The following is a 17,671-nucleotide window of genomic DNA, read 5'->3' as shown; positions in this document are numbered from 1 at the left end:
ATATTGTTGGGGGTAGACCCATAATGCATTTTCCCGCATTATGTAAGATAAATCATTTGCTTTAGAGGAAAACTGTATGTCTAAAACCCCTTCTTCTCCTTATATCATGTACGGAATTAAAAACTGTGACACCATCAAAAAAGCACGTCGCTACTTAGAAGACAACGGGGTCGACTATCAATTCCATGACTATCGGGTTGATGGCCTAGACGATGCCTTACTTTCTGTATTGATGGAACACATTGATTGGGAGGTTTTAGTCAATAAACGAGGCACAACATGGCGTAAACTCAGTGATGAGCAAAAAAATGCAGTGGTTGACGCAACAAGTGCAAAACAAGCATTACTTGCTGAGCCAGCAATGATTAAACGCCCTGTTTTAGTTTCAGCAGATAATCGCTATCTGGTCGGTTTTAGTGCCGATGAGTACCAAACTTTTACTCAGTAGTTAGGTGGTATAAATGGATTGTCCTGTTATTCAATTAGCAAAAGAGCTTATTTCACGCCCCTCGATTAGCCCTGATGACCAAGGCTGCCAAGCATTACTCACCGAAAGGCTACAAAAAATTGGTTTTACCGTTGAACCAATGCCCTTTGGTCATACACTCAATTTTTGGGCTCACCGCGGTACTGGAACAACACTCGCGTTTGCAGGTCACACTGATGTTGTTCCCGCGGGAAATAGCGAAAACTGGCAAACGCCACCATTCACTCCAACAATTATTAACCAACATCTATATGGTCGTGGCGCAGCAGATATGAAAGGTTCTGTTGCCGCTATGATTGTAGCTGCTGAGCGTTTTGTCGAAAAACACCCTACTCACCAAGGTCGTTTAGCCTTTCTGATTACCTCTGATGAAGAAGCTGACGCCCATGATGGCACAGTTAAAGTTGTTGAGGCGCTGATCCAGCGTAACGAAACCGTTGATTACTGCTTGGTGGGTGAGCCCTCTAGCCAATCAACGCTAGGCGACATCATCAAAAATGGGCGCCGTGGTTCTATTACCGCTGATTTAACTATTCTTGGCACACAGGGTCACGTTGCTTATCCACACCTCGCCGATAACCCTGTCCATCGTGCAGCAGCCTTTTTACAAGCGCTAACAACAACAACATGGGATAACGGTAATGCATTTTTCCCTGCAACTACCATGCAAATTGCCAATATTCATGCGGGTACAGGGGCGAGTAATGTCATTCCTGGTGAATTATTTATTCAATTTAACTTCCGTTTTAGTACAGAGCTAACAGACACTGTAATTCGTGACAGGGTCACAGAAATGCTTTCGCACTATGGACTAGAATATAAAATTGAATGGTCGTTATCTGGTCAGCCATTTTTAACGGATAGTGGCAAGTTAGTTTCGGCAACCTTACAAGCAATTCAAGAATTAACAGGCCGTACTACGGAATTATCCACCAGCGGTGGTACCTCTGATGGTCGATTTATCGCACAAATGGGGACACAAGTCATAGAGCTAGGGCCTTTAAATGCCACAATCCATAAGGTTGATGAATGCGTTAGTGTCGATGACCTACAGCAGTTGGCTTTGATTTATGAACGGATAATGGAGTTGCTCATTCTATGATCACCATTGAAATGCTCACTGGCCGCTCAACGGATCACTTGGTCACTCTGGGGGGGCCTCACCGTCTGCAATTTAATGCAACCAAAGCCTTTCTTGCAATGCAGCAAGCCGCAGCAAAAGCAGGCTTTAAATTACAATCAGCCAGTGCGTTTCGTGATTTTTCACGGCAACAACTGATATGGAATGAGAAGTTTTCAGGTAAACGCCCTGTGCTGGATGCCAACAGCCAACCCCTGGATATTACCCAACTTTCTGAAGGTCAACTTTGTGAGGCCATTTTGCACTGGTCTGCACTACCTGGTGCAAGTCGTCACCATTGGGGAACTGAGATTGATGTTTATGACCCCTTACGCATTCCAGCTGGGCAAACGTTGCAATTAGAGCCTTGGGAGTACGACGCAGGTGGTTACCTTGCACCGCTAAATGATTGGTTGTCAGACAATATGGCCACCTTTGATTTTTACCGTCCTTTCACTGCAAGGGATTCGGGTGTTGCCTATGAACCTTGGCATATTAGCTATTGGCCGCTTTCACACGAAGCGGAACAATTGTTAACACCCGAGGTCATCAAAAATGTTCTGGAAAAAGAAGATATTCTTGGAAAAAATTGGTTAATCAATAACCTAGGCTATATTTTTAACCACTATATTAAAATTCCAGAGTAACGTTTAACCCTTCTTTTTAATTCAATGCAACCCCATAAGCTAGATATTGACTTATGGGGTTGTTTTATCACGCGTTTGTATGGCCTCGTCAACGACAGGTAACCGATACATAAAATAAAGCAACCAACAAAGTAATCCAAACAAGCCTATTTTCAACCACAAATAGCTCACAACCCAAATCGATAATGAAAAAGTGAGTAAAATCAAAATAATCGCTTTAGGCTTAGCACCTTTAGGCAGTCCTCTATACTTCTGCCAATGACGTAAATAACTACCAAACCAAGAGCGATACAATAACCACTGATGAAAACGCGGCGAGGAGCGTGAGAAGCACCATGCAGCGAATAATAAAAATGGCGTTGTTGGTAAAATAGGCAATACTACGCCTGCAAATGCAAGCGCCACCGCCAGCCAACCCAAAATAATAAGAAGGATTTTTTTCAAATTTGCCTGCGCTCCCTTGCAAACTCATGTAAACGTAAAAACCCTGATAAATATGTGGTAACTCACAGTAATATCAATGATATACTGTAATCGCAAACGGGTTTAGTGAAAAGTCGCTTTTCCCTGTTTAAACCCATCAGTGAAATCGTTGAGTTATATCGTGTCACTCTCATTAGTGATATAAACACAATATAACTGGCTCGACGAAAAAGCAAAAATGATAAATGGTGATAAAAAATGCAATGGCTAGCAGACTACTGGTGGATAATTCCGCTTCTCTTGGTTGGACTGATTTGGAACTCCGTCAAAGAAATGATGAAGCTTGACCCTAAAAAGTTTCTTGATGATAAACCAGAGGTTCCTCCCCACAAAGATAATAACCACCTGTGGGATGATGAAGATGATTGGCCTAAGGACAAAAAGTAATCACCTTTTGAACAATCTCAGATAACAGCGCTGGCTGGTATTGCCTGACAAAAACACCAACCTGCTTTCGCACACAATCCAACCACTGTTTTTTGCCTGTTAGCTTGAATTCTTCGCATATTTGAGACAGTGGCTTATCCTGTTCGAAATAATGTCTTAAAAGAGGGGCTGGATCAGAATATTGAGCTAAAAAGCGCAAAATAGCACTTTGACTGGCTGCAACTGGCCGCTTAAACTCACTAAAACCAATAAGTTCAACCCAATCTTCTTGATTAAGCTGTTGTTCATCCGTTGAACAAAGGGGGAAATCCGCTAAGTCTCTTCGCCAGTAAAGATCCCGTTGAAGCAAGATTTTACCGTATTCGCATAATTGCTTAGCGCGTGAGGAAAGCGGTAAAATCGCCATCGCTGTATAACACCCGCTACTCGCTTCTTTCTGTGACCCAATACGAAGTAAACTAAACCCTGCTTTTTGCCAAAATGCATATAAATCAGGCGTTAGGCCAAAACTAACAGAAAGAAAATCAATATCTTGTATGATACAATCCTGCTTTTGTTGTTCAACTAATGTCAGACCAATTTGCTGGCGACGATAATGAGCATCGACAGCAATGCGCATCACCCTTCGCGACTTCCACTGTGCTGCCTGCGGAAAATAACTATGCGCCGCTAACGATTGAGCGACTAGATTCCCTCGAGGACGACGTAAACCCGCCCAAACTTGCCAACTTAATTCTTCATCTAATAACCCCTCATCCACCATCCATAGCGCAGCTAAATAGTGTTCATCCATTTGTTGGCTCGAGGCGGCCATGAAATGCTGTTTGTTTGCATCTAATAAACGACGTAAATCTAATGGTGATGTTCGATAATGAGCACTCATTAACAAACCATAAAATGCGGTTAATTTACGCTCATTTCTTGCCAATTCGTCCTGGCTAATTGATTGATATTCAATAATCGAATGCGAAGTCAAAGTTGAATTTGAAGTTGAATTTGGCTCTTGCAATAACAGTGCTTGATTTAACCATTTTTCTAACGGGTCATGCCGTGCAAAACGAATCGGCTCATCGAGATTTAAAGGCGTAAAATTGGGTAAGCTTGCACAAAACTTCAACACAAAACCGCGCCCTGTACCTTCATAGCCATCAACCGTGGTCGTTAATAACACACGAGGAAAATAATCAACTAATTGGCATAATATATAGTTCGGGATAGCAGCGGCCTCATCGATAACCAACCAATCTGCTGTTATTTTATGACCCGCTTGACAATAAGCGAGTAAAGCATCTGGCGCCCAAAAATGTAGTGGTTTAACAGCATGTTGTGCTAGCACTTCAGTGGAGACTTTAGCGGGTGCACAGCACCAACATTCCCCTAGCCATTGTTGTATTAGCTGACCTGCGACCGTTGATTTCCCACGGCCTCTTGGCGCAATAATCCCCCAAACCCCTGTTGACGCTGATAATAGTTGATTTAAGGCCTGCTGCTGCTGCGCTGTTAATTGCCCAGTTGGTGGTAACCAAACAGGGCTATTGCTCAGTAATTTTACGCGTACTGTATTGCCTTGCTGGTAAAAGATGACATCATCGGAGGCGCACATAGCACGTTGCAAATGGCGCACAAAATTGGGTGTTGAGATCATGCCATGCTGTTCATTCCAGCGCAGACTATCAATGTCTAGGTGATTAGGCCATGTCTCTTGCGCTACCGTGCAAAAAACCAGCAAACTGCCCGCCTTTAGTGAGCCTGCTAGCATCGCAAGTGCTTCACTATGAATACCCTTGCGTGCATCAAAAATACCATGCAAGAATTCACGTCCTAACAATAAGTGAGCATTCTCTGGTAACACACTGTTAGATAAATCAGAGGAAAGTGTCAGCCAATCCCCTGTTAAGGTGGTTTGTAGTTCAACTAACCGCTGAGTAATCCATTCATCGTCGCCAGATAAAACCAATAAGCGGCGAAAACCAAACATACGCAGCTGCTCAACGCAGGCAGACAGCAAATCATTCATGAGGTGATTAAGATTTCCCAATTAATAATGATAATATCCCTGCGGCAATCAAAGGCCCAACAGGCACACCTCTAAATAAGGCAACACCAATCACGGTGCCAACAAGCAACCCAGCGACAGTCGAGGGTTGGTTTGACATTAACGCGACCCCGCGGCTCCCTAACCAAGAAACCGCGACACCAATGACGATTGCCAGAATGGATTTCCAATTTAAAAATGAGCCCAAGACTTCACTCGCGCTGATTTTACCACTCGCAATCGGAGCCATTACCCCAATAGTTAAAATCAAGATCCCGATGGTTAATCCATACTTTTCAATCCAAGGAAAATAATTATTTAGTGGTGTTATTCGTACAACCAATAAAAATAACATGGCAAGTGTTACTGTCATATTATGGCTAATTATTCCTAACCCAGCTAAGACCAAAAGAATGATTAATGTGGGGTCAACGTGACTCATAGATTTTTCCCTGTAGAACTGGCAATTTTTTGTGAGTAGCAAAATAACTTATTTTAAAACATGTTATTGGGTCATTAGTTAAGAAGCAAATAATTACATCAACTCTTTTTATTATTAGCCATATTCACTATTAAATCTGTGTTTTTATTCACCTAAACATGAAGTTTCAAATACGCATGAGTAACAATGGGGATTTTGATACAAATAAGCATCAAAAACCCAAGAGCGGGATATGATTAAAACTCGCGTCATGCTCCTCTTAATGAATCTCCACCTCCCAGTATAATCCATGGCAAACAAGCAAAATGAAAAAATAAACCATGACTGCACTGGAATTTAACCTCTCGATTGAAAACTTAAGTTAAATTCTTGGAATATTCATCACTCTTTATTTTTTTATCTGCCTTTTTTTTTGATTTTCCTCACTATAAACACCAACTCGTAGAGGGTTTTCCTGAAGTTTGCATCACATGTCTTATCCCCCCAGAAACGCATCAATTATTGCGTATAATGCCCCAGAGCAATCAATACACAAAAACTTATAACCTAGCATTATTTATCATTTTAATGTTTTACATGCTTGTGCGACATTCAGCACAATTTCAACTCTAGGATTGAAAACATGACCCAAGCATTACCCCTTTATTCAAATGCACGTTTTATTGCGATCCGCTTACTTCCAGGTGACGACGTTTTATTAACCTTAAGAAAACAGATTGCCCTACATGGGTTCCAAGCCGCCTTTATTGCAGGCTGTGTAGGGAGCCTTACGAATGTTGCATTACGCTTTGCTGGCCAAGAAGATGCCGACCATATCCGTGGAAAATTTGAAATTGTTTCATTAATTGGCACCTTAGAAGCCAATGGTGAACACCTGCATTTATCCGTTTCTGATGAAAAAGGCCACATGCGAGGCGGTCATATGATGCCTGGTTGTAGTGTTAGAACAACATTGGAATTAGTCATTGGTGAACTTGAAAATATTGCCTTTACACGGGAACCCTGCTCCCTTTCTGGTTATGAAGAACTTGTTGTTATTTCACGCTAATTTTTCTATTTTATTTTGCAAGGAATCATTTTTTTATGAGTAAATCATCGTTTGTTTCCAGCCGCACCCTAACGCTAATTGTTTTTTCAATTGCGATCAATATGGTTGTAGGCCAATTAAGCTCCATGTTAAAGCTGCCTATTTTTCTTGATTCTATCGGAACATTAATTTGCGCCTTACTCGCAGGGCCTTGGGCTGCTCTCACTAGCGGATTATTGACCAACTTATTATGGGGGCTTCTAAGTGGTCCAATCGCAGCGGCTTTTGCCCCCGTTGCAATGATGATAGGTTTAAGTGCAGGCCTTTTAGCACGTGCTGGCGGTTTTCGCACATTACCAAGAGTGATTTTATCAGGCGTTGCGATCACCTTCGCGTTAATGATTGTTGCCGTGCCAATTCGAACGTATTTATTTGGCGGCACAACAGGCAGTGGCGCCGATTTCTTTGTCGCCTATTTCCATGCTGTAGGTGATAACTTACTTGAATCCGTTGCTATCACCGTTTTAGGGGCAAATATTGCCGATAAGATCATCTCAGCACTCGTTGCATGGTTATTAGTTCGACAATTACCTGAACGTGTGCAACGCAACTACCCAAATATGGCGAAGGTGCGCTAAATGCACCCGTTCACCTCACTGACGTTGTGGCTTTGGCTCAGTGCCAGTGCATTGTTATTACCGCTAGACTGGCCATTGATTCTGCTGGGGTGTAGTACATTTCTTGCTTTACTATCATGCCGCCCAGCTCGCTCTCGCTGGAAAATTGTTGCATGGTTTATGATCCCAATGGCATTAGGTTTATGGCTAATACATGGAGGGTGGTTCGCACAATTGCTGACAGGTGAAACACTGAAAAATAGCCGACCTGAGTTTGCTTTAGCCTTATGGTTTAAGTTGTTAACAATTATCAGTTGTTCACAAATTTGGCTGCAATATGTACCAACTGAGCGGTTTATCCGTGCTTTATTTGCTAGCAGACTACCTGCTAGCTTTTCTTACCTTCTTGCTGGGCCATTATTACTTGTCGAACAACTTAAGCAACAACTGAATATTATCCGTGAAGCACAATTAGCAAGAGGTGTTCCACTTGACGGTAATTTTTGGCAACGGTGCACTTCATTACCCGCTATTTTGTTCCCCTTAGCCAGCAATACATTAAGCGAGCTAAGTATTCGTGGCGCAGCTCTGGATATGCATGCGTTTCGCTATAGTACCAAACGCACAACGTTGAATCCGCCTGCGGATAGCTACTGGCAAGTTATATTACGTTACAGCCTGTTATTGTTGATATTTATTGAAGGTGGGTTAGCTCTGTGGTGGTAAATTTACAGCAAATGCAATTTATTCCCCAAGGTGCACAGCACTCGTTACTGGGGCCCATTGATCTCCAGCTTAATGCAGGCCAATGGCTTTGCGTATTGGGAGGAAATGGTAGTGGAAAAAGCACATTAGCACAGCTTCTTGCTGGTTGGTATGGGGATTTATTACACGGTGAATTAACAGGGATAGCAAACGTCTTACAACAACCGCTGGTAAATAACGCATTAGTTCAAGCGTCTGTTACACGTCAACTTATTCAGCAATCCCCTCAGTTGCAGCTTTCTGGCTGCACATTTACCGTCGAACAAGAAATCGCCTTTGGCCCCGAGAACTTAGGCTTGTCACCCGATGAAATCGCTCAGCGTATCGAACATGCTATCGCATTCACTTTTTGTGAGCCACTCAGGCATCGGCATCCTGCGACCTTATCTGGTGGCGAAGCACAACGTGTTGTTTTGGCAAGTGCCCTGGCGATGCGTCCCAAATTATTGTTGTTAGATGAAGCTTTTAGTCGATTGACCCCCAGTGCGACGCAGCGCCTATTGTCTCAATTGAAACACTATTCAATTCACACCAATTGCTGCATCATATTATTTGAGCGTAATTTATTACCCGCTATCAATTACTGTGAAGACTACCTTTTACTCAGTAGCGGTAAGGCATTTTCAGAAGCAGGAAGAATGCTCTCCAGTGGTTCTTTAAACACAATTTTTCCGAGCTCAATTGCCACGATTAATATGCCCGATGCATGGCGTGCGATTGGGGAGTTAATTAACCTCGGCGAATGGCAAAGTTCAATCCCTCGTGATGAAACACAATTAATTGATGCGTTTAAGGTGTTATATGCTACAACTCAATAACGTCAGTTACCGCTGGCCAAGTTCAAATATCAATAATATTTCTGATTTATCATTCAATGTACAGGCAAGTGAATGGGTTGCGCTTGTCGGTGATAATGGCGCAGGGAAATCAACACTTTTGCGACTTTTAGCGGGGTTATTATCCCCTAACCAAGGTGATTTACTGCTACATAACCAGCCCCTCGCACAATTAACAACCCCTCAACGCGCTAACCAAGTCGGTATCTTATTTCAAGAGGCGGAAAAGCAAATTTTTCACAGTACAGTAAAAGCCGAAGTCGCATTTGGACTAAAACGAAAAAAGCTGCCAAAAGAGGTCATTACTGAACGTGTACAAAATGCATTGGAAGCTTGCCACTTAACTGATGTTGCGGACAAACACCCACTCGACCTGCATGCAGGGCAACGCAGAATGGTTGCAGTCGCCTGTTTAGAAGCCGTCTCGCCATCGCTAATCTTACTCGACGAGCCGAGCCGTGACTTCGATGCGTTATGGATGCAGCGGTTTGAAAATTGGTTGGATTTACAACGTATTAAAGGCACTACTATTGTGACTATTAGCCATGATTTTGACTTTGTGGCGCGCCATTTTAAGCGGGTACTACATTTATCCCATGGAAAACTGATTGCAGATGGCTCACCAATAGAGGTGCTCAATCATAATGCATTACAAGTTGAGTCTGAGCTCCCTGCTCCAACCTTGATTTCATTGAGCCAAACGTTGGCATTATCAACCGCACCCGTCACACCTAAAGCATGGGTTAAAAATTTTCTTCATCTTGATGAGATAAAAAAATAGCCTGCTAAGCAGGCTAAAGTCATTCTATTTTATAGGAAATAATTAATCTAATTGAACCCCGATGCGACGCGCAACTTCTTCATAAGCTTCGATCAAACCACCAAGACTTTGGCGAAAACGGTCTTTATCCATTTTGTTTAGTGTTTCTTTATCCCACAAACGGCTACCATCAGGGGAAAACTCATCACCCAGAACCACTTGGCCGTTAAATAAACCAAACTCCAATTTAAAATCAACTAGAATCAAACCTGCATCTGCAAAAATCTTGCTTAATACATCATTAGCTTTGTAGCTAAGCTCACGCATTTTAGCGAGATTTTCTTTGCTCACCCAGCCAAACGTTTCGCAGTAAGATTCGTTAACCATTGGATCGTGTTTAGCATCATCTTTTAAGAACAGGTCAAATAATGGCGGGTTTAATACCATCCCTTCTTCAACACCTAAACGCTTCACTAATGAGCCCGCAGCACGGTTACGGATCACGCACTCAACAGGCACCATGTCTAATTTTTTGACCAGAGCTTCGGTGTCGGACAGTAACGCTTCCATTTGTGTTGGAATACCCGCTTCTTCTAACTTACTCATAATGAAGTGGTTAAACTTGTTATTAACCATGCCTTTACGGTCAAATTGCTCGATACGCTCACCATCGAGTGCTGATGTATCATTACGGAATTCCAGAACTAACAGATCAGGATCCTCAGTGGTATAGACAGTTTTTGCCTTGCCACGATACAACTCAGCTTTCTTTTGCATCTTACACACTCCAGAGATGTGATTGAACTATAGAGAAAAACAATAGGTGAATAGATTTTGTGACGCTGTTTTGCAGAACACAAAATTAACGGAAAATGGAAAACAGATAAAAATGCCTTTTCTCAGTTAATTTTTTGCTCTGTTTCAGTCAGTTAACCATCAAACCGTATCGTTAATCTAACTTACTGATATTCAATATTTTATCTTTCAATGCCTATTATGATAATAAAATTTCACGCTTGACGCAAACGATTACTTAACGATAAACACTGATTTTTTGTCCATTTGTTTTTCGCTCATGAGGCATTCGTTTTTAATTTACCAATAACTAATTAGCCAACTATATAGTTGATAATAAAAGGAAGAGTATTGATAAATGAACTGATTAATGATCAGCTTTATTATTTGGACTGGTTCAATGGTGATTGGCTGATAACAACTAATCTATGTGGATGATTATCCTTGTCTTTCCCCCAGTACACGTCCATCCAGTTAAGGTAAAAATCCTCCATATTGGCAATACGAGCAAGGGGCCTCTCTTCTTCGCCATTAGATGCGTAGACAAAGTAATGATTAAAAAATGCCCAGTTAATCATATTCTCCCAAAAGCGTTGCCCATCTTCAGTTTGTTCTTCATCCGTCACCATAATATTGTACGTATTGAGCAAATAAATGAAAAACCTTTCAGGTAAATCCTTGATAGTCATTTTATGATTAGGCGCAAAAGTTCGCCACACTTTAACATGAGTACACGTGGTTTTCCCTATTACGATGTCCCGTCGAAACCGCAGTTCAACCAAGTACACCGTTTCAGGCTTCTCGCCTTCTGCAATTAAGCGGTATTGATCCTTCTCTCGGGATTTCACTAAACGATAACCGTTGGGTAAAACAAAACCAAGGAGTGCAAATTCACTCACTCCTTCCGCTAAAAAATATGAGGTGTCTTCTACATTTCGGCGGGTGATGCGTAATTTTTGGTTAAATTCTGTGCCTGAAATTTTCCTTGGCATAATATCGTTGCTACCGTTTTTTGTGGGTTTCGCCTCTGCGGTGTTATTGATATTAAATAAGGTATATCCGAAAAATTTCTGATGATAAATCAATCAAAATATACGCGACGAGTATCGATTATTTCTTTTCCCATAAAAAAACCGTGGCTAATAACGCCACGGCTTCTATTTTTTAACCATCAAAACTGAGTGATTATTTTTTTGCTGGGGCTTTACTGAACGCCGCTTTTAATGCTGCAACCATTTCGTCATTTTGTTTCTGCGTTAATGCAACGCCTTTTGTCGAAATAAACTGCAACGTACTACGGTTGTTTAAGTCGCCCACTTGCACTTTATAGTCTGCTTCAGGCACAGTTGGGTCATCAATGCCCAACGCTTGCCACTCAGAACTGCTTAAACCTTTATAAGTCACCATTACTGAACCTGTTGAACGCGTGCGGTCACCCACTTTCATCCCCACGCTTTCTAAAGTGTGTGGTAAGCGTTCCCATACAGCATCAAACGGTGCACGGACAACAATCAGCGGTAAGCCAGTATCATCACTGCCAGTTTGCACATCAATGATGCCATAGGCGTTTTGCAGGCTATTTTTATTTGAGGTATCACGTAACGCATACAAGTTGTCAGTTAATTCATTTAATAACAATTTGTTATAACGTTGAATTTCAACAACATCCGTAATAGTTTCATCACCTTGACGCATACCTAAGTTAGTCACCGTCAAGGCTATCATGCCATTTTCAGGTTTAACTGACACTTTATGACGACTTTCCATCGGAATGTTTTCGTCAGCACGCGTCCATTTTATCCAATCAGTTTCAATGGAGTGAGTACCGTCATCTTTCGATGAAACTGGAATGTTACGTTGCTCTAAAATCATCGTAACTTGTGACCATAAAGCACTATTTTCAGGTGTGTTTTCTAGCAACAAACGGCTTGCATCAGCGCTATTTTCCGTACGCGAACCAGCTAATTGCGAAATCGTCAGTACTGGTGGACGAATATCTAACGCTTTCCCAACTGGACCTGTTGAGGTCGTTTTTGGAATGTCGTATTCACCATTTTGTGCAGGCAATGTAATCCCTTGCGGCACATTTAATACTTTCAATGGCGCGGCGTTAAGGTATTCCTCATCACCACTGACCTGACGTTTATAGCGCTGATCGCTGGAGCAGGCTGCCAGTAACACCACAAGTGACAGGCCAGCAACCTTCATAACCTTCGATTTTTGCAATAATGTTGCCATTAAAATTCCCTAAATTTTACAGTAACCCAGCGAGTTTTAAAGCGTCCTCAACTTTTTGCTGGCCTGCCGCAGTTAACGGTGTCATTGGTAACCGTAATGTTCCATCGGCAATCAGACCTAAGCGATGACAACCCCATTTCGCTGGAATTGGATTCGGTTCAACAAATAACTGTTGGTGTAAGCCCATCAGTTTTTTATTTAATTCACGCGCCTCAGTATATTTGCCTGCAAGCGCTAAGTCACACATTTTTACCATCTGAGCCGCAGCAACGTTCGATGTCACTGAAATAACGCCCTTTCCGCCCAGTTGCATGAAATCAAGTGCGGTCGCATCGTCACCCGTTAATAGCACAAAATTATCATCAACCAGCTCTTTGATTTGATGAACACGTGCTAAGTTCCCTGTCGCTTCTTTAATTGCGACAATATTCGCCAATTTTGCTAAACGACCCACAGTTTCTGGCAGCATATCGCAACCTGTACGTGATGGTACATTATAGAGAATTTGTGGCAAGCTCGTGTTTTCTGAAATTGCTTTAAAGTGTTGATATAACCCTTCCTGTGAAGGCCTATTATAATAAGGTGTTACAGTCAGGCAAGCAACCACACCACTGTTTTCAAAATCATTTGTGAGTGAAATAGCTTCTGCAGTCGCATTTGCGCCCGCTCCTGCAATAATCGGGATACGACCATCAGCAAGCTCTAATGTTGCTTTCACAACATCCACGTGTTCTTTATGCGTTAAGGTTGCTGATTCACCAGTAGTACCAACAGAAACGATAGCCGTTGTGCCGCTTTCCACATGGTAATCGACCAATTTTTTTAAGCTAGCTTTATCTAAACGCCCCGCTGAATCCATTGGTGTGATAACTGCGACAATACTTCCTGTTAAAAATTCTTTGTAGTTTGCGTTTCCATTAGCCATAGCGATACCCCTTAAATAATTGAACCTCCATGTTACGTTTTCATTTCCAAGAAGAAAACCACCCAACAGCAAGATTTTAATGAATTTTGTTAATGCCAACAGAGTTAACTTAAATAGAAGTAATAATTCACTGACTTTTCTCGCAAGAGTGAATGACGCCTCTTGGCAGATGTCACTTTTTATGGTTTCCTTACTCCCAGTGGCCGTCAGTTTTTATAGTCTCGTTTTAAGGCTATATTCTAATCAAATGTTTAACTGGCATAATCAAAAAAATAAGGAATAGACTTTGCCTAAGACTGAACAGCAATTTCTTGTCATTACTGCGCTGGGAACAGATCGTCCGGGCATCGTGAACACCATTACACGTATTGTCAGTGAGTGTGACTGTAATATTGAAGATAGTCGCTTAGCGATGTTTGGCAAGGAGTTCACCTTCATTATGATGTTATCTGGCAGTTGGAATGCAATTACCCTCCTTGAGGCAACCTTGCCTCCTAAGGGAGCTGAACTCGACTTGCTGATTGTCATGAAGCGAACTCAGAGTGTTCAAATAACTTATTATCCATCCACAGTTACTGTGAATGTCGTTGTCGATGATGCACCTCGAATTGTCGAGCAATTCACAAATTTATTTACAACTTCGCAATGTAATATCGCAGAACTTGTTTCTAAGACTCAACCAGCCAATAATAATATGCCTGCTCAACTGGAAATTCAGATTACTGCACATGACCCGTTGGACGATAATGGCATAATTATAAAGAATAAATTTCAACAACTATGTACAATGCTAAATGCCACAGGCAATATCAGTATTGTTAACAACCCCAATATGCAGAGTTAACGGAGATATATGTAATGAACCCATTGAAAGCCGGTGATAAGGCGCCACAATTTAGCCTTCCTGACCAAGATGGTGAGATCATCAATCTTTCTGATTACCAGGGTCAGCGCGTATTAGTTTACTTTTACCCAAAAGCGATGACTCCCGGCTGTACAGTTCAAGCGTGCGGCTTGCGTGATGAGATGGATACACTCAAAGCAAAAGGCGTCGAAGTGTTAGGGATTAGCACTGACAAACCAGAGAAACTGTCGCGTTTCGCTGAAAAAGAAATGTTGAATTTCACACTGTTATCCGATGAAGACCACCAAGTGTGCGAGCAATTTGGGGTTTGGGGCGAAAAACAATTTATGGGGAAAACCTACGATGGAATTCACCGTATTAGTTTCTTAGTCGACCCAACAGGGAAAATCGAGCACATTTTTGATGATTTCAAAACCACTAACCACCATGAAATCGTTCTCGCGTACATCAACGCAAACGCATAATACTTTATAATTCAATAGTGCTGTATATCCCATACAGCACTATGATTGATTTCTTATTTAGCCTCTTCTACTGGCTCTTCTGGCCAAACATGGATTACTGCTTTAATTAAAGTCGCCAACGGGATTGCAAAGAAAACCCCCCAAAAGCCCCACAATCCGCCAAATACCACCACAGATAAAATAATCACCAATGGGTGTAAGTTAACAGCCTCTGAAAACAGTAATGGCACTACAACGTTGCTATCCAGCCCTTGAATGACCAAATAAACTAACATCAGATACCAAAATTCACTGCCAATCCCATATTGGAATAACGCGACAATAACCACAGGAATGGTGGCAGCGACTGCACCAATATAGGGTATGAGTACCGCGACACCGACTAGCACCGATAACAATACCGCATAGCGCAAGTCGAAATAGGCAAAACATAAATAGGTTGCGACACCGACAATCACCATTTCCGTCACTTTACCGCGTAGGTAATTGGTGATTTGCTCGTTCATTTCGACCCAAACTTTCCCGACTAATAACCGGTTTTTAGGTAGCAATTTTAAGAAACTTCGACTAATACGTTCTTTATCTTTTAGTAGAAAAAAGGTCATTAATGGCACTAACACTAAATACACCGCAAGGGAAAAAATGCCAATTAGTGATGCTACCGAAGCCTTAACCACGGAATCAGCAATCCCAGACATACGGCTACGTAAGTTATCAGCCATCATATCTATGATCCCAACATCGACTAATGCAGGGTATTGCTCAGGGAGTTTTTGAGCAAACTCATTGAAGCGGTTAACCATATTGGGGAGATCGGCTATCAAATTAATACCTTGCTGCCATGCCGTTGGCGCAATAATTAAAATAACCATGGCACTTATTCCTGCAAACAAGGTCAAAATAATACTCACGGCAACTGCGCGGGATAACCCTGCGCGCTGTAGTATATTTGTTGGCCATTCAAGTAAATACGCCAAGGCAATTGCCACCAGCAATGGAGCCAGTATACTGCTGAAAAAGAAGATGATCACAAAACCTGAGACCAACAATGTAAACAGTGCCACGGCTTGTGGATCGGCAAAACGCCGACGGTACCATTGTAAAAACAATTCCAGCATGTGTTGCTCCCGAGGAATTAATGCGAAGGACAGTTCCTAAATTAACGAAAATTATACCGAATAACAGATTTTACGATAGCTTTTGCTATCATGTGTTTTAAACTTTTCGAGTTATTTGATGCCTTGTGTTTATGTACTCGAAATAAAGTTGGCACTTACCCTAAATTTTAAACGTTGTATGGGATACTCACGTTTCATGAAAAAAAAATTGAAATACCCATTATTGGCTTTCATGATCGCTGCACTCGTCAATGGTGCGGTTTTGCCTGCTTATAGTGCAATTGAAGATACCTTACCTGACATCGGTACCACTGCGGGTGGCACGCTTAGCATTAACCAAGAAATTATTATGGGTGATGCCATTACCCGGCAAATTCGCGCCAGCACACCACTAATTTACGATCCCTTGTTAACTCAGTATGTTAACAAGATTGGCATGCGTTTAGTGAAGAATGCTGACTCAGTTAAAACCCCGTTTAAGTTTTATTTAGTCAATAACCCAAATATTAACGCCTATGCTTATTTTGGCGGCAATGTGGTGCTGCACTCCGCTTTATTCCGTTATAGCCAAAATGAAAGCCAGCTCGCTTCTGTTATGGCTCACGAAATTTCTCACGTCACGCAAAGGCACCTTGCGCGAATGATGGAAGACCAAAAAAGCACCACGCCGTTAGCCATTGCAGGGACAATTGGCTCACTCCTTTTAGTCATGGCCAATCCACAAGCGGGTTTTGCTGCACTAACAGGTACGATGGCGGGTGTGCAACAAGGTAGGATTAGTTTCACACAAGCGAATGAGCAAGAAGCAGATCGTATTGGCCTGCAAACATTGCGCCGTTCGGGTTTTGATCCTCATGCGATGGCGGATTTTATGCAAACCATGGCAGATCAAACGCGCTATATGTCTAAACCGCCTGAAATCTTGTTAACGCACCCCCTTCCCGACAGCCGTTTAGCGGATGCACGTAACCGTTCAAGTCAGTTACCCAAAGCCAGTGTGCCTTCATCATTAGATTTTATGTTAGCCCGTGTCCGTATTTTAGCCATGTATGGCACAGAGCAAAAGCATGCCCTTGACCAGATCATCGAAAATTACGAGAAAGGTTCGCAAAACGAACAGCTTGCTGCGCAATATGGTAAAGCCCTGATCCTTTCACAGGATAAAAAATACGCAGATGCAGGTAAAATTCTCACTGAATTATTAAATAAACAGCCCGATAATCCGTGGTTTATCGATAGCATGACAGATGTTGATATCGAGCAAAATCAAGCAACTAAAGCCATCACTCGCCTGCAAGGTGCACTCAAAAAATCACCGAAAAACACGGTGTTTATTGTTAACTTAGCGAACGCGTTAATCAACAACCATCAGTATAAAGAAGCGACCACGTTACTGAACAAATACACTTTTGATTATCCTGATGACCCAATTGGTTGGGATTTGTTGGCTGAAGCATCAGCAAAACAAGGCAATCGCCCCGAAGAACTCGCGGCTTATGCAGAAGGCCTCGCACTACGCGGTGGTTATGACACAGCAATCAATTATTTAAGTGATGCCAGCCGCCAAAGCCGTTTAGGCAGTTATGAACAACAACGCTACGATGCACGTATCGATGCATTGAGAAAACTACAATTACGTGATGAAAATGCAAAACCGTAA

Annotated in this window: 20 protein-coding genes; 12 read left to right on the top strand and 8 right to left on the bottom strand. The window is 42.1% G+C overall.

Going from position 1 to position 17,671, the window contains the following annotated elements; all coding sequences use genetic code 11:
- Positions 1-76 precede the first annotated feature (76 nt).
- The 3 genes from ACE2AL_RS09520 to ACE2AL_RS09510 are packed head-to-tail and all read left to right on the top strand — an operon-like array spanning position 77 to position 2,254.
- Positions 77-448, top strand: a complete 372-nt coding sequence (locus ACE2AL_RS09520) for an ArsC family reductase (protein ID WP_241016903.1) — start codon at positions 77-79, stop codon at positions 446-448.
- 13 nt (positions 449-461) lie between these two features.
- Positions 462-1,589 carry a succinyl-diaminopimelate desuccinylase gene (gene dapE / locus ACE2AL_RS09515; RefSeq protein WP_272539416.1) on the top strand — a complete coding sequence of 376 codons (1,128 nt, stop codon included), beginning with the start codon at positions 462-464 and terminating at the stop codon, positions 1,587-1,589.
- Positions 1,586-2,254: a M15 family metallopeptidase gene (locus ACE2AL_RS09510; RefSeq protein ID WP_272539417.1), complete on the top strand. Its 669-nt coding sequence runs from the start codon at positions 1,586-1,588 to the stop codon at positions 2,252-2,254. The genes dapE and ACE2AL_RS09510 overlap by 4 nt, the downstream gene beginning before the upstream one ends.
- A 51-nt stretch (positions 2,255-2,305) precedes the next feature.
- Here ACE2AL_RS09510 and ACE2AL_RS09505 read toward each other — a convergent pair whose 3' ends face one another.
- A complete protein-coding gene (locus ACE2AL_RS09505) occupies positions 2,306-2,698 on the bottom strand; it encodes a DUF454 family protein (RefSeq protein ID WP_349415040.1) in 393 nt (130 codons plus the stop codon).
- Between the two features lie 237 nt (positions 2,699-2,935).
- Between ACE2AL_RS09505 and ACE2AL_RS09500 the strand changes: the two genes are divergently transcribed.
- Complete coding sequence (locus ACE2AL_RS09500; protein WP_047757402.1) at positions 2,936-3,124, top strand: YpfN family protein; 189 nt, start codon at positions 2,936-2,938, stop codon at positions 3,122-3,124.
- On the opposite strand, the gene ACE2AL_RS09495 is transcribed toward ACE2AL_RS09500, so the two are convergent.
- Both ACE2AL_RS09495 and ACE2AL_RS09490 read right to left on the bottom strand, forming a co-directional pair.
- Positions 3,108-5,141 (bottom strand): tRNA(Met) cytidine acetyltransferase TmcA, encoded by a 2,034-nt coding sequence (locus ACE2AL_RS09495; RefSeq protein ID WP_375084271.1) that lies wholly within the window; start codon positions 5,139-5,141, stop codon positions 3,108-3,110. The two genes, ACE2AL_RS09500 and ACE2AL_RS09495, sit on opposite strands and share 17 nt — an antisense overlap.
- Before the next feature lie 7 nt (positions 5,142-5,148).
- Positions 5,149-5,601, bottom strand: a complete 453-nt coding sequence (locus ACE2AL_RS09490) for a DUF441 domain-containing protein (RefSeq protein WP_206086569.1) — start codon at positions 5,599-5,601, stop codon at positions 5,149-5,151.
- Positions 5,602-6,223: 622 nt separating this feature from the next.
- Between ACE2AL_RS09490 and ACE2AL_RS09485 the strand changes: the two genes are divergently transcribed.
- The 5 genes from ACE2AL_RS09485 to ACE2AL_RS09465 are packed head-to-tail and all read left to right on the top strand — an operon-like array spanning position 6,224 to position 9,627.
- Entirely contained in the window at positions 6,224-6,649 is a 426-nt protein-coding gene (locus ACE2AL_RS09485; RefSeq protein WP_206086568.1) for a PPC domain-containing DNA-binding protein, read from the top strand.
- A gap of 35 nt (positions 6,650-6,684) precedes the next feature.
- A complete protein-coding gene (locus tag ACE2AL_RS09480; protein WP_206086567.1) occupies positions 6,685-7,266 on the top strand; it encodes an ECF transporter S component in 582 nt (193 codons plus the stop codon).
- On the top strand, positions 7,267-7,971 hold the full coding sequence (locus ACE2AL_RS09475) for an energy-coupling factor transporter transmembrane component T (RefSeq protein WP_375084270.1): 705 nt from the start codon (positions 7,267-7,269) through the stop codon (positions 7,969-7,971).
- Positions 7,962-8,828: an ABC transporter ATP-binding protein gene (locus ACE2AL_RS09470; RefSeq protein ID WP_272681405.1), complete on the top strand. Its 867-nt coding sequence runs from the start codon at positions 7,962-7,964 to the stop codon at positions 8,826-8,828. Before ACE2AL_RS09475 ends, ACE2AL_RS09470 begins: the two co-directional genes overlap by 10 nt.
- A complete protein-coding gene (locus ACE2AL_RS09465) occupies positions 8,812-9,627 on the top strand; it encodes an energy-coupling factor ABC transporter ATP-binding protein (protein ID WP_375084269.1) in 816 nt (271 codons plus the stop codon). Before ACE2AL_RS09470 ends, ACE2AL_RS09465 begins: the two co-directional genes overlap by 17 nt.
- A gap of 42 nt (positions 9,628-9,669) precedes the next feature.
- On the opposite strand, the gene purC is transcribed toward ACE2AL_RS09465, so the two are convergent.
- The 4 genes from purC to dapA form a co-directional block, all read right to left on the bottom strand.
- A complete protein-coding gene (purC, locus tag ACE2AL_RS09460) occupies positions 9,670-10,383 on the bottom strand; it encodes a phosphoribosylaminoimidazolesuccinocarboxamide synthase (protein WP_206086563.1) in 714 nt (237 codons plus the stop codon).
- Between the two features lie 401 nt (positions 10,384-10,784).
- The gene (locus ACE2AL_RS09455; RefSeq protein WP_375084268.1) at positions 10,785-11,393 is read right to left on the bottom strand and encodes a hypothetical protein; all 609 of its coding nucleotides are present in this window, start codon (positions 11,391-11,393) and stop codon (positions 10,785-10,787) included.
- 193 nt (positions 11,394-11,586) lie between these two features.
- Positions 11,587-12,639, bottom strand: coding sequence for an outer membrane protein assembly factor BamC (gene bamC, locus ACE2AL_RS09450; RefSeq protein WP_206086561.1), 1,053 nt, complete (start codon positions 12,637-12,639; stop codon positions 11,587-11,589).
- Positions 12,640-12,655: 16 nt separating this feature from the next.
- Positions 12,656-13,564 carry a 4-hydroxy-tetrahydrodipicolinate synthase gene (dapA, locus tag ACE2AL_RS09445; RefSeq protein WP_206086560.1) on the bottom strand — a complete coding sequence of 303 codons (909 nt, stop codon included), beginning with the start codon at positions 13,562-13,564 and terminating at the stop codon, positions 12,656-12,658.
- Between the two features lie 286 nt (positions 13,565-13,850).
- Here dapA and ACE2AL_RS09440 point away from each other — a divergent pair, with 286 nt between their 5' ends.
- Together ACE2AL_RS09440 and bcp are read left to right on the top strand one after the other, a co-directional pair.
- On the top strand, positions 13,851-14,408 hold the full coding sequence (locus ACE2AL_RS09440; protein WP_206086559.1) for a glycine cleavage system transcriptional repressor: 558 nt from the start codon (positions 13,851-13,853) through the stop codon (positions 14,406-14,408).
- Between the two features lie 14 nt (positions 14,409-14,422).
- The gene (bcp, locus tag ACE2AL_RS09435) at positions 14,423-14,893 is read left to right on the top strand and encodes a thioredoxin-dependent thiol peroxidase (RefSeq protein WP_375084267.1); all 471 of its coding nucleotides are present in this window, start codon (positions 14,423-14,425) and stop codon (positions 14,891-14,893) included.
- A gap of 53 nt (positions 14,894-14,946) precedes the next feature.
- On the opposite strand, the gene ACE2AL_RS09430 is transcribed toward bcp, so the two are convergent.
- Positions 14,947-16,011 (bottom strand): AI-2E family transporter, encoded by a 1,065-nt coding sequence (locus ACE2AL_RS09430; RefSeq protein WP_206086557.1) that lies wholly within the window; start codon positions 16,009-16,011, stop codon positions 14,947-14,949.
- A 196-nt stretch (positions 16,012-16,207) separates the two neighbouring features.
- Here ACE2AL_RS09430 and ACE2AL_RS09425 point away from each other — a divergent pair, with 196 nt between their 5' ends.
- Positions 16,208-17,671: a M48 family metallopeptidase gene (locus tag ACE2AL_RS09425; protein WP_206086556.1), complete on the top strand. Its 1,464-nt coding sequence runs from the start codon at positions 16,208-16,210 to the stop codon at positions 17,669-17,671.

The organism is Providencia xihuensis (assembly GCF_041953405.1).
GTDB classification, from domain to species: Bacteria; Pseudomonadota; Gammaproteobacteria; order Enterobacterales; family Enterobacteriaceae; genus Providencia; species Providencia vermicola.
This window is presented reverse-complemented; position numbering and strand designations above follow the sequence as displayed.

Bases quoted from the DNA above. Each gene is read 5' to 3' on its own strand.
- ACE2AL_RS09520 (WP_241016903.1), top strand. From the start codon at position 77: ATGTCTAAAACCCCTTCTTCTCCTTATATCATGTACGGAATTAAAAAC.
- dapE (WP_272539416.1), top strand. From the start codon at position 462: ATGGATTGTCCTGTTATTCAATTAGCAAAAGAGCTTATTTCACGCCCC.
- ACE2AL_RS09510 (WP_272539417.1), top strand. From the start codon at position 1,586: ATGATCACCATTGAAATGCTCACTGGCCGCTCAACGGATCACTTGGTC.
- ACE2AL_RS09500 (WP_047757402.1), top strand. From the start codon at position 2,936: ATGCAATGGCTAGCAGACTACTGGTGGATAATTCCGCTTCTCTTGGTT.
- ACE2AL_RS09495 (WP_375084271.1), bottom strand. From the start codon at position 5,141: ATGAATGATTTGCTGTCTGCCTGCGTTGAGCAGCTGCGTATGTTTGGT.
- ACE2AL_RS09490 (WP_206086569.1), bottom strand. From the start codon at position 5,601: ATGAGTCACGTTGACCCCACATTAATCATTCTTTTGGTCTTAGCTGGG.
- ACE2AL_RS09485 (WP_206086568.1), top strand. From the start codon at position 6,224: ATGACCCAAGCATTACCCCTTTATTCAAATGCACGTTTTATTGCGATC.
- ACE2AL_RS09480 (WP_206086567.1), top strand. From the start codon at position 6,685: ATGAGTAAATCATCGTTTGTTTCCAGCCGCACCCTAACGCTAATTGTT.
- ACE2AL_RS09475 (WP_375084270.1), top strand. From the start codon at position 7,267: ATGCACCCGTTCACCTCACTGACGTTGTGGCTTTGGCTCAGTGCCAGT.
- ACE2AL_RS09465 (WP_375084269.1), top strand. From the start codon at position 8,812: ATGCTACAACTCAATAACGTCAGTTACCGCTGGCCAAGTTCAAATATC.
- purC (WP_206086563.1), bottom strand. From the start codon at position 10,383: ATGCAAAAGAAAGCTGAGTTGTATCGTGGCAAGGCAAAAACTGTCTAT.
- ACE2AL_RS09455 (WP_375084268.1), bottom strand. From the start codon at position 11,393: ATGCCAAGGAAAATTTCAGGCACAGAATTTAACCAAAAATTACGCATC.
- bamC (WP_206086561.1), bottom strand. From the start codon at position 12,639: ATGGCAACATTATTGCAAAAATCGAAGGTTATGAAGGTTGCTGGCCTG.
- dapA (WP_206086560.1), bottom strand. From the start codon at position 13,564: ATGGCTAATGGAAACGCAAACTACAAAGAATTTTTAACAGGAAGTATT.
- bcp (WP_375084267.1), top strand. From the start codon at position 14,423: ATGAACCCATTGAAAGCCGGTGATAAGGCGCCACAATTTAGCCTTCCT.
- ACE2AL_RS09430 (WP_206086557.1), bottom strand. From the start codon at position 16,011: ATGCTGGAATTGTTTTTACAATGGTACCGTCGGCGTTTTGCCGATCCA.
- ACE2AL_RS09425 (WP_206086556.1), top strand. From the start codon at position 16,208: ATGAAAAAAAAATTGAAATACCCATTATTGGCTTTCATGATCGCTGCA.